The following is a 10848-nucleotide window of genomic DNA, read 5'->3' on the forward strand; positions in this document are numbered from 1 at the left end:
CGGAACCCTCGGTGAGGAGCAGCGACCATGACGTTCTCGATCGTGACCGCGGCGATGAGCGGATTGCCCGGGCTCTCCGGGCTGCCGTCATCCAGGATCCGCAGCCCGCCGGCCGGCCGGCCGCCGGGCCGCTCCGGCCACGCCGTCGAGGTCAGCGGCCTCACCCAGCGCTTCGGCTCGGTCGTCGCGGTCGACCAGCTCACGCTGACCGTTCCGTACGGGATGTTCTACGGCATCGCCGGCCCGAACGGGGCGGGCAAGACCACCACCCTGACCGCCGTCTGCGGATTGCGTGAGCCCACCGCCGGCACGATCCGGATCGCCGGCCACGACCTGCGCACCGAGCGCGAAGCCGCGCTGTCCCAGCTGGGCGTGATGATGGACGGCCTGTCCATGCCGGAACGGCTCACCGCCGCCGAGGCGCTGCGATACACCGCCGGCCTGCGCGGGCTCGACGACGGCTGGCGGGTGCGCGCGGCCGACCTCCTGGAGATCCTCGGGCTGGACACGGTCCCGCGTACGTTGATCGCCGAGTTCTCCACCGGCATGCGCAAGAAGATCAACCTGGCGCTCGCGATGCTGCACCGGCCGCGCGTCCTGGTCCTCGACGAGCCGTTCGAGGCGATCGACCCGGTCTCGGCCCGGTCCATCGAGCTGCTGCTGAAGCAGTACGTCGCGGCCGGCGGCACGGTCATCCTGTCGAGCCACATCATGGACTTCATCGAGCGCAACTGCCGCCGGGTGGCGATCGTGGCCGGTGGCCGGCTGCTCGCCGAGGGCCCCACCGCCGAGCTGACCGCCGGCACGACGCTCAACGACCGGTTCGTCGAGCTGGTCGGCGCCGACCCGGTCCGCGAACTGGACTGGCTGGCATGACCCGTACGCTGCTCGCCCTCAAGCTGCGCCTGTTCCGCAACGGCCCGCACGACGAACGCGCCTTCAGCCTGGTGACCGGTCTGGTCCTGGCCGGCGGGGTGATCGCCGCGGCCGTCCTGGCCGCCCGCGAGGTGATCGACGAGGGTTGGATCCTGCTCGCCCTCACCGGGTGGGGCGCGATGTGGCTGTTCGGGCCGCTCGCCCAGCCCCGCCCCGAGCCGTCGGTGGTGTCCCGGGAGTGGCTGCGTGGCCTGCCGGTCCGCCCGGTCCGGCTCGCCCGGGCGCTGTCCTGGCCCGAACTGCTCGGTGTCGGCCCGCTGATCACGGGCGTCTGCCTGTCGTCGCTGGTGGTGCTGGCCGCGCCCGGCGGCGCCGGCCCGGTGGCGGTCGCCGTGCTCGCCGCGCCCGCCCAGCTTCACCTGCTCGTCTGGGCGGGCAAGACGGTCGCGGCGCTGGCTGCGGGGCTGCTGCGGACCCGGGCCGGGATGACGCTGGCCGCCGTCCAGACGGCGATCATGCTGGCGGTGTCGTTCGCCGGCTGGGTGCCGGTCGCCGCCTGGCTGCTGCCCCGCCTCGGCGACGGCCTCCGGCTCGGCCGGGCGGTGGACGTCCTCGCAGTGCTGCCGACCGGGTGGGGTTTCTCCGCGGTGCTGGCGGCTCGCGAGAGCGACTGGCGCGGGGCCGCCCTGCCGGTGGCCGGGCTGCTGATCGGCGGCGCGGTGCTGCGGGGCTGCTGGATCGCGCTGACCGCGCGAGCCCTGCGCCGGCCACCGCGCCGGGCGTCCGCACCGGGATATCGCCGATCACTACCGGTCAGCGACGCGGTGGTGTTCCGCGAGCTCGCCACCTGGTCGCGGGATCCGGCGCGCGGTGTGGAGCTGCGCAGCGCGTGGCTGACCCCGGTGCTGATGGGGCTGATCGTCGCGGGTTCGGGCTGGTGGTGGGCGGTGCCGTTGGCCGGTCCGGCGGTGGCGGTGTTCGGCGCGATGGTCGCGATCAACACGTACGCCCTGGACGGCACCGCCATCTGGCAGCTGCTCACCACGCCGGGGGCCCCGCGCGCCGACGTGCGGGGGCGGATGGCCGCGTGGGGGCTGCTGTTCGGCGTACCGTCGGTCGCTCTGAGCGTGGTCCTGTGGGCCGTGACCGGATCGCCGCTGGGGGTGGCCGCCGTCGGCGGCGCCGTTGCCGCGTCGGCGGTGGGCTGCGCGCTCGCGCCGCTGCTGGCGGTGGTGATGCCGGCCGTGGGCGCCGACGCCCGCAACCGGGTTCACGCTGTTCAGCGTGCCGGTGACCCGACCGGCGGGCAGATGACGATCTTCCCGGCGGTGCTGGTCGCCGCCGTGCTGCCCGGCGCCGTCGCTGCCGCGGCGGGGGGCCGGTGGTGGGTGGCCGCGCTGATCGCCTCCGGTCTGGCGGCCGTCGCGCTGACCGTGCTCCCACCCGTCACGGTGCGCCTGCTCGAACGGCGCGGCACCGGGCTGCTGGACGCCATGCAACGCGTCTGACTCTGGCACACTCGCGTTCTGTACCGCCGTTATATAACGGCGGTATTGTTCGGGCATGAGTCCACGAGCTGCTGATCCCCGGGTGCGCACGATGCTGATCGAGGCGGCCGCGCGCCTGCTCGCCGAGGAGGGCCCGGCCGCGCTGACCAGCCGGCGGCTGGCGGCCGAGGTCGGCTCGTCGACGATGGCGGTGTTCACCCGGTTCGGCAGCATGAGCGAGATCCGCTGGGCGGTCCGCGAGGAGGCCTTCGCCCGGCTCAACGGGCAGCTCGACGCCCTGCCGGTCACCGATGATCCGGTGGCCGACCTGGTGGCCGCCGGCGCGGCCTTCTTCGAGGCCGGCGTCGCCGGCCCCCACCTCTACCGGGCGATGTTCCTCGACCGCGCGCCGGAGGACGACGACCTCGGCGCCGGCACCTACCAGCGGTTGATCACGCTGATCCGCCGCTGCGTGGAGGCCGGCCGGTTCCCGGCCGCGGAGGACCGACTGATCCCGGTCTGGGCGGCCCAGATGTGGAGCATGCGCCACGGGATGGTGACCATGACGATCGCCGGGCACCTGCCAGCGGAGCAGGCCCGGTTCGTCCTCGACGACATGACCTTCCGCCTGCTGATCGGCTATGGCGACGATCCGGACCGGGCCCGCCGGTCGATCGACGACGGCAGCAGCGCCGACGTGGCCCTGAGGGGGACCTGATGCCTTCCGAGACGACATTCTGGGAGCGGGCCGGCGGGTTGACCGGGCTGATCCAGTCCTCGCTGCCGCCCACCGTGCTGGTGCTGACCAACAACTGGTGGGGTCTCTATCCGGCGATCGCCGCCGCCGTCGGTGCCGCACTGCTGGTCACGGTGGTGCGGGCGGTGCGGCGGGAGTCGCTGCGCCCGGCCTTCGGCGGGTTCGTCGGGGTGGCGATCTCCGGTTTCCTGGCCGCGCGCAGCGGCGAGGCGCGAGATTTCTTCCTCGCCGACATCTGGTGGTATCTCGCGGCGTTCGTGCTGCTGACGCTCTCCCTGCTGCTGCGCCGGCCGCTGGTCGGCGTGGCGTGGAGCGCCATGCAGGGCGCCGACATGTGGTGGCGCCACGACCGGCCGTCGCTGCGGCGCTATGACCTCGCCACCGCCGTGCTCGCGGTCGTCTTCGCGGTGCGGTTCCTGGTGCTGCAGCACTTCTACGAGCAGAACCAGGTCGGGTGGCTCACCGTCGCGAAAATCGGGCTGAACTATCCGCTGTGGGCGGTCGCGCTGCTGGTCGCGGTATGGGCGGTGCGCCGGGCCGACCACCGCCACTCCTACTGCCGCCATGCGGTCAGCTGAGCGCGCCGGCGCCGTGCTGTCGGGCGTGCGTGCTGGCGTTGTGCCGTCGGGTTTGCGTGCCGATGCTGCGCCGTCAGCCGAGCGCGCGCCCGGCGAGCCCGCAGGCCTGCGCGCCCGCACAGGTTGCCAGGCCGCGCAACGCGCCGTGCAGCTCGGCGAGGCGTTGGGGGGTGAGCTTCGGCGCCAGGTTCAGCAGCTGGTGCGGGTCCGACCGGCGGTCGTAAAATTCGCGGCTGCCGTCGGCATACTCCACATAGGTGAAAGCCGTGGTTCGCATCGCGTCGTAAGTCGGCGGCACGCTGGCGGAGAACCGCTGATAGTCCGGGTCCGCCGGATCGTCAGCCGGGTCACTGTGCTCGATCAGCGCGGCGGTGCGCCACAGCGCCGGCGCGGAGCCGGCGAGCAGCGACCGGAAACTGCGGCCGTCGACCTGCGCGGGCACGCTCGCCCCGGCCAGATCGGCGAAGGTGGGGCGCAGGTCGATGTTCTCCACCGGGGCGCTGATCACCCCGCCCACCCGGACGCCGGGGCCGGCCACGATCAGCGGCACGTTCACGTCCACGTCGAAAGCGGTCTGCTTGCCCGGGCTCAAACGGTATTCACCCAGGTGGTAACCGTTGTCCGAGGTGAAGATCACGACGGTGTTGCCGGCTGCCCCGGTGCGGGTGAGCGTGGCCCGCAGGTCACCCAGCATCCGGTCGATGGCCTGCACCGACTGCACGCGCTTGCGGAAATCCAGGTCGATGCGCGCCCGCATCGCGGCGGACAGTGGCGGCAGCGCGGCGAGCCACTTCGGAGCGTTGACCGGCAGCCGGTCGAAACTCGCCGGGCGCGGTGCGAGCAGCCCCGGGAAGGAGTTCGCGTCCCGCGGCGCCGGGGCGAACGGCATGTGCGGGGTGTAGGTCGACACCTCCACCAGGAAGGGTTTGCCCGCCGCCGCGGACTCGGTGATGAAGTCCTGCGCCTTCGCCGACAGCACGTCGGTGAGGTAATCGGCCGGCCGCTCGCCGTACCAGCGCAGCTTCCCGTTCTCGTTGAGCGTGTAATTGACGTTGGCGTAATCGTTGCCGCCGGCGAACCACTGGTCCCAGCCCGGCGGCACATAGGGCTTCCCGTCGACGAGGGTCTTCCGGGGGAGGTACTCGTTGAGGTACTTGCCGAGGAACGCGGTGCGGTAACCGGCGGCCCGCAGGTCGGTGGCGAAGGTGGACTTCTCGTGGCCGCGCCGGTGGAAGAGCCGGAAACCGCCGTCCGACCCGTGGTTCTTGAGAATCCCGGTGTTGTGGGGGTAACGCCCGGTCAGGATCGACGCCCGCGACGGGCAGCACAGCGAGTCGGTGACGGTGTAATTGGTGAACGCGGTGCCGTCGCGCTGCAGGGCGAGCACGTTCGGCATGTGCCGGACCAGGTTCTTCGACAGGTCGTCGACCAGGACGAGGACGATGTTCGGCCGGCGCGCCTCGGCCTTCGCCCGCGGCGTCGGCGTGCAGGCCGCCGTCACCAACAGGGCCGCGGCGAGCAGGGCGATCAGCGTGGGGCGGCGCAACGTCATGATGGCGCAGGTTAGTGGGCGCGGCGGCGGCCGGCCGGATTTCCGCGCGGAACGGCGGTGTCCTGCCACGACGCGGGCATTCGGCCGACACGTCCGGGTGATGTCGTCGTGGCTACCGGCCGTCGAAGCCGACGTACTCGCGCTCCCACTCCGGGTCCCGGCCGGGGCCGCCGGTGATCCGCCAGCGGTAGATGTGGTTGCCGTTGCCGCCGCCACCGTGGTCGATGAATCCCTGCCCGGAGAAGAAATGGATCCGCAGGAGGTCGCCGCTGCGCTGCACCAGCGGGTCGGGATAGACCTTCGAACCGGTGAAGAGCTCGCCGGCCGGCCAGGAGAAATCGGCCGCGTGGGCGGTCACCACCGGCGCGTCCAGGTCGCCGCCGGAATACAGCGCGGCGACCACCTCGGCGTAAGCGATCGGGTCGAGGCCGGCGCCGAGCCGGCGGCCGAGGTCGGTCATGGCAGCGCGCTCGTTGAGCAGCCGGGTGGTGCCGTCGGTCTCGAAAAGCAGGCCGTGCACCGGGTTGGCGTTGTAGGTGAAGGTGTCGCGGCGGATCAGCAAGGCCTCGTCGACACCGGGGGAGTCCGCGATCCGCCAGCCGGCGGGACAGACGTGGAAGACGTCGCCGGCGGTCATGATCCGTAACTCGCCGTTGGGGCGGACGACCACCTCGCCGGTGGGTGTGCCGGTCAGGGCGTAACGCTTGATCGCCTCGGCGACGCGTTCCGGAGCCACTCGCATGCCGGGGATTCTGCCGGAGTGGCCGGCACCTAAGCTGGCGGCCGTGTCGGCTGACGTCGTTCTGCGCGCTGGGCTGAGGCTCGGCGGTCGCTACCACCTTCAGCAGCGGCTCGGCGCCGGCGGCATGGGTGAGGTGTGGCTGGCTGTCGACGAGGTGCTTCGCCGGACCGTGGCGGTCAAGGCCATGCTGCCCGGCATGGCCGACGACCCGGACTTCGCGAAGCGGTTCGCCGGCGAGGCGACCGCCATGGCGCGGGTGAACCATCCGGCGGTGGCGTCCATCCACGACTACGGCCGCAGCGACGGGGTCGCGTTTCTGGTGATGGAGTTCGTCGACGGCGAATCCCTCGCCCAGCGGCTGGCCCGCGCCGGGCGGCTCCGGCCGGACGAGACGATGCGGCTGGTCGCGCAGGTGGCGGACGGGCTGCAGGCGGTGCACGACCAGGGGCTGGTACACCGCGACATCAAGCCGGCCAACCTGCTGGTCCGCCGCGACGGCACGGTGGTGATCACCGATTTCGGCATCGCGCGGCACGAGGACGCGAGCCGGCTGACCGTCTCCGGCGCCATCCTGGGCACCCCGACGTATCTGTCGCCGGAGCAGGTCCGCGGCGAGCCGGCCGAGCCGCGCAGCGACGTGTACTCGCTCGGGCTGGTCGCCTATGAGTGCCTGGCGGGGGCGCGGCCGTTCACGGGCGACAACCCCTATGCGGTGGCGCTGCAACGGTTGCAGTCGGCGCCGCGGACGATCGGGGTCGGTCTTCCGGGCCCGGTGTCCGCGGTCGTCGAGCGAGCCCTGGCTGTCGAGCTGGAAGGACGGTGGCCGTCCGCGGCGGCCCTGGCCGCCGCCGCCCGTGCCGCGGCGGCGCCGCCATCCGCCGCCGCTCCCGACGGGTCAGTCACGCCCGGTCATCCGGCCGGCTTCGCGCCCGGGACGACGGTGCCCGGCGCGGCCGCCCATCCGGCCGGCTTCGTTCCTGAGCCTCCGGCGCCGGGCGCGCACGGTGATTCGGCAGGTTCCGCTTCTGGGGCGACATGGTCCAGCGCGCCCGGCTATCCGGCTGGCTTCGCTCCTGGTCCGTTATCGCCTGGTGCGTCCGGCCATCCGGCCGGCTTCGTTTCGAGGGTGGATCCTTCGGGCGGGATCGGGGCGGCTTCCTCTGGTGCGCCCGGCAACGCGGCCGCCGCAGCCTTCCCCGTGGCTGGTGGGGCGGCTTCCGGTGGGCCTGCCGCGATTCCAGGCGCGCCCGGCTATCCGGTTCCGGCGGCTGGGGCCGTGCCGTCCGCGGGTGGGCGATCGCGGCGGACTGCCCTGCTGGCTGCGCTGACCGCGGCGGTCCTGGTCGCCGGTGGCGTCTTCGCGTGGAGCCAGATGCGGCCGACGGACGACGGCCGGAAGTCGGGCGGAGCTGCCGAAGCGGCATCGGGCGGGCAGCCGGGCGGGAGCACCGGGGCCGGGTCGGACGGGAAGCCGGGCGAAAGCACCGGGGCCGCGCCGGAGCCGGTAGCGGCCGGGTTCGTGGCCTGCGGTCAGGCACTCTGCCCGGTGGAACCGTTGTGCTGGGCCGGGCTGACCGTGAGCTCCGGGAGGGCCGAGTCGCCGAGGCCGGTGGACTGCGCCGAGCCGCACTTCTGGGAGACGTTCCTGGCGGTCCCGATGCCGGCGGGCGGGGTCAAGATGACCGACGAGCCGCTGCTGGAACGCGCCGGCCTCACCGGCACCTGTTCGGCCCAGGTCATGACGGACCGCTCCCGCAAGCCGCAGCGCACCCGAAGCTGGAAGCGGGAGGCGTGGCCGGTCGAGGTAGGCGGTGAGACGCTGCTGCACTGCCTCGGCGCTCCGGAGCTGGGCGAGGCGACCGGGGCGGTCTTCCGGGCGGGGCCGTAGCCCGGATCATCGCGGCCTGCAGGTGGGGCTGTCACCGCATCACGGGCTGCGGGTGGGCCACCGCATCACGGGCTGCGGGTGGGCCACCGCATCACGGGCTGCGGGTCAGACGCCACCACAGGGAGGGGGACTTCAGCGCGCTCTCGGCACGCAGCTGGACTCGTACGCCGGCGGCCTCGGCCGTGCCCACCTGCTCGCCGGCGGTGACCGCTGTGCCGGAGTGGGTGTCCTTGATCTTGACCGGGAGTTCCAGGCCGGGCCAGCCGATCACCGTGAGTGGCTGCGCCGGGGTGACCGTCGTGGTCGCGCCCCAGGCGGACGAGAGCTTGCCCGCCGGCGCCGCGGCGAGCAGCTGGTACTCCTTGACGACCTTGCGGATCGCGGTGAGCAGCCTGCGGACGACCCGGTTGACCGCGGCCAGCTGCTGCGGCGTGTCCGCGCCGGGCTGGTTGAAGACCGCGCCGACCAGGGTGAGGGTGCGCGAGCCCACGGTGAGCCGGGAGGCGAAGAGCAGGTTGCCGCCGGCCTCGTCGGTGGAGCCGGTCTTGATGCCGAAGACGCCGCCGACGCCGAGCAGGTCGTTGTAGTTGGTGATCCGCCCGGCCACCGGGATCGTCGCCTCCTCCAGGGCGACGATCTCCGCGAACACCGGCATCTTCACCGCGGCCCGGCCCAGGACGACCTGGTCGGCGGCGGTGCTGACGGTGGTCGGCAGGAAACCGCTGGGATCGGTGTAGCGGGTGTCGGCCATGCCGAGTTCAGCGGCGGCGGCGTTCATCTTGGTGACGAACGCGGACTCGCTGCCGGCGTCCCAGATCGCCAGCTGGCGGGCCACGTTGTTGGCCGACGGCAGCATCAGCGCCTCCAGGGCGTCCCGCTGGGTCAGCGCGGTGCCCTCCTTGACCGGCACCAGCGACTGGTTGGTGGCGATCCGGGACCGGTAGTCGGCCACGTCCTCGGCGGTCACGGTCAGCGACGGGCCCTCCTGGGCGCCGCTGAGCGGGTGAGCCTGAAGGATGACGTAGGCGGTCATCACCTTCGCGACGCTGCCGATCGGCTCGGCCGGGCCGTCACCGGAGCCACCGAGCCGGCCCAGGCCCTCGATCATCACCTCGGCGGCGCCCTGCGCCGGCCAAGGCAGCTCCGGCGCCGCGCCGGGGATCCGCACCGAGGCGCCGATCGCGGTGGTGAGCTCGGGCGGCGGCAGGTCCCGGGTGAGTTGCGCGGCGGCGCCGGCGCCGGAGAGGCCGAGCAGCCCGACGACCGCGACGACGACACCGGTGAGCAGGCGGCTGCGGCGCTGCGGAACCGGCGTGCCGTAGACGGTCATTGATCCACTCCCTTCGACCCGGCCAGTATCACCACCGCCGTCAACCGGCCGAGGGCCGTAAGGTCACCGTATGACGGAGACCCACACGCTTGCCCTGCCCGGCGTCGATCTGGTCTATGACGTCCGCGGCCCGCTGCCGCCGGCCGGCGGGCGGCCCATCCTTCTCATGATCGGCCAGCCGATGTCCGCCGAGGGCTTCACCGCGCTCGCCGGCCACTTCACCGACCGCACGGTCGTCACCTACGACCCGCGCGGGCTCGGCCGCAGCGTCCGCAAGGACGGCCGCACCGATCACACCCCGCAGCATCAGGCGGCCGACCTGCACCGGCTGATCGAGGCGCTCGGCGGCGGGCCGGTCGACGTGTTCGCCAGCAGCGGCGGCGCGGTGACCGCGCTGGAGCTGGTCGCGACGCACCCCGGTGACGTGGCCACGCTGGTCGCGCACGAGCCGCCGATGAACGGTGTGCTGCCCGACGCGGAGGGCGCCGACCGGGCCCGGGCCGGTTTCCACGAGGCCTACCAGGCGAAGGGCTGGGGCGCGGGAATGGCCGCGTTCATGGCGATGACGTCCTGGACGGGCGAGTTCACCGACGACTACTTCGCGCAGCCCGCGCCCGACCCGGCGGCGTTCGGCATGCCGGCCGAGGACGACGGCGGCCGGGAGGATCCGCTGCTGTCGAAGAACTCGTGGGCGATCAGCGACTACCGCCCCGACCCGGCGGTGCTGGCCGCGGCGCCGACCCGGATCGTGATCGCGGTCGGTGAGGAGACCGGCGACACCTACACCGGGCGCACCGCCCGGGCCACCGCGGCGCTGCTCGGCCAGGAGGCGACCGTCTTCCCCAGCCACCACGGCGGTTTCCTCGGCGGCGAGTTCGGCTACGCGGGCAAGCCGGAGGAGTTCGCGGTGAAGCTGCGGGAGGTCCTGGCGGCCGGCTGAGATTTCCGGCGCCGGCTGTCATCAATCGACGCGGGCGGAGGCGTTCTGTCACCGTGACGTTCGAAGACTTCGTATCCGCCCGTCTCACCAGCCTGGTGCGTTACGCCACGGTGGTCACCTGGGACCCGCGTCTGGCCGAGGACATCACGCAGAACGTGCTGGTGCGGGCCCAGGCGCGCTGGTCGCGGATCAGCCGGATGGACGCGCCCGAGCAGTACGTCAAACGCATGCTCGTCAACGAGTTCCTGTCCTGGCGCCGGCGCCGTGCGGCCCGGTCGGTGCCGCTGTCCGGGGAGACGCTTGCCGGGTTCCTGCCGGCGGCCCCCGACCACGCGGTGCAGCGCGACGAGCGGGACGCGATGATCCGCCTGATCGCCGGGCTGCCACCCCGGCAGCGGGCGGTGATCGCACTGCGGTTCTACGAGGACCTGGCGGTCGAGCAGATCGCCGAGATCCTCGGCTGTCGAACGGTCACAGTTCGTACCCATCTCATGCGTGCGCTGGCAGCCCTGCAGAGTGCCCTGCCGGCCGCGCTCGTGACCACCGGGGAGCAGCGGTGACCAGCGAAATCGAGGATCTCATCCGCGCGGCGCAGGAGCGCCAGGCGGACCGGGCGGCGCCGGCCGACCGGATCCGCGCGGCGTTGCCGCGGGAGGCCGCCCGGGTGCGGCGGCAGCGCCGCTTCGGCATGATCGGCG

Annotated in this window: 10 protein-coding genes; 7 read left to right on the forward strand and 3 right to left on the reverse strand. The window is 73.0% G+C overall.

Translation table 11 applies throughout. The annotated features are described in order from the left end of the window. Positions 1 to 27: 27 nt before the first annotated feature. From AB0F81_RS37685 to AB0F81_RS37700, 4 genes are read left to right on the forward strand one after another with little or no spacing between them, the layout of a single operon-like run. On the forward strand, positions 28 to 876 hold the full coding sequence (locus tag AB0F81_RS37685; RefSeq protein WP_360205555.1) for an ABC transporter ATP-binding protein: 849 nt from the start codon (positions 28 to 30) through the stop codon (positions 874 to 876). Then, positions 873 to 2384 (forward strand): hypothetical protein, encoded by a 1512-nt coding sequence (locus AB0F81_RS37690; RefSeq protein ID WP_360205558.1) that lies wholly within the window; start codon positions 873 to 875, stop codon positions 2382 to 2384. The genes AB0F81_RS37685 and AB0F81_RS37690 overlap by 4 nt, the downstream gene beginning before the upstream one ends. A gap of 55 nt (positions 2385 to 2439) precedes the next feature. Next, positions 2440 to 3081: a WHG domain-containing protein gene (locus AB0F81_RS37695; protein ID WP_360205561.1), complete on the forward strand. Its 642-nt coding sequence runs from the start codon at positions 2440 to 2442 to the stop codon at positions 3079 to 3081. Continuing rightward, positions 3081 to 3698, forward strand: coding sequence for a DUF3159 domain-containing protein (locus AB0F81_RS37700; protein WP_360205564.1), 618 nt, complete (start codon positions 3081 to 3083; stop codon positions 3696 to 3698). The genes AB0F81_RS37695 and AB0F81_RS37700 overlap by 1 nt, the downstream gene beginning before the upstream one ends. Before the next feature lie 73 nt (positions 3699 to 3771). On the opposite strand, the gene AB0F81_RS37705 is transcribed toward AB0F81_RS37700, so the two are convergent. Together AB0F81_RS37705 and AB0F81_RS37710 are read right to left on the reverse strand one after the other, a co-directional pair. Beyond that, positions 3772 to 5250, reverse strand: coding sequence for a sulfatase (locus AB0F81_RS37705; protein ID WP_360205567.1), 1479 nt, complete (start codon positions 5248 to 5250; stop codon positions 3772 to 3774). Between the two features lie 112 nt (positions 5251 to 5362). Beyond that, positions 5363 to 5992: a hypothetical protein gene (locus tag AB0F81_RS37710; protein WP_360205570.1), complete on the reverse strand. Its 630-nt coding sequence runs from the start codon at positions 5990 to 5992 to the stop codon at positions 5363 to 5365. 43 nt (positions 5993 to 6035) lie between these two features. Between AB0F81_RS37710 and AB0F81_RS37715 the strand changes: the two genes are divergently transcribed. Then, a complete protein-coding gene (locus AB0F81_RS37715) occupies positions 6036 to 7880 on the forward strand; it encodes a protein kinase (RefSeq protein WP_360205573.1) in 1845 nt (614 codons plus the stop codon). Between the two features lie 91 nt (positions 7881 to 7971). Here AB0F81_RS37715 and AB0F81_RS37720 read toward each other — a convergent pair whose 3' ends face one another. Then, positions 7972 to 9210 (reverse strand): D-alanyl-D-alanine carboxypeptidase, encoded by a 1239-nt coding sequence (locus AB0F81_RS37720; protein WP_360205577.1) that lies wholly within the window; start codon positions 9208 to 9210, stop codon positions 7972 to 7974. Positions 9211 to 9280: 70 nt separating this feature from the next. On the opposite strand from AB0F81_RS37720, the gene AB0F81_RS37725 reads away from it, so the two are divergent. Next, entirely contained in the window at positions 9281 to 10150 is an 870-nt protein-coding gene (locus AB0F81_RS37725; protein WP_360205580.1) for an alpha/beta hydrolase, read from the forward strand. Positions 10151 to 10203: 53 nt separating this feature from the next. Then, positions 10204 to 10710 (forward strand): SigE family RNA polymerase sigma factor, encoded by a 507-nt coding sequence (locus tag AB0F81_RS37730; protein ID WP_360205583.1) that lies wholly within the window; start codon positions 10204 to 10206, stop codon positions 10708 to 10710. Positions 10711 to 10848: the final 138 nt, after the last annotated feature.

This window comes from Actinoplanes sp. NPDC024001 (assembly GCF_040638955.1).
Taxonomy (GTDB): Bacteria; Actinomycetota; Actinomycetes; order Mycobacteriales; family Micromonosporaceae; genus Actinoplanes.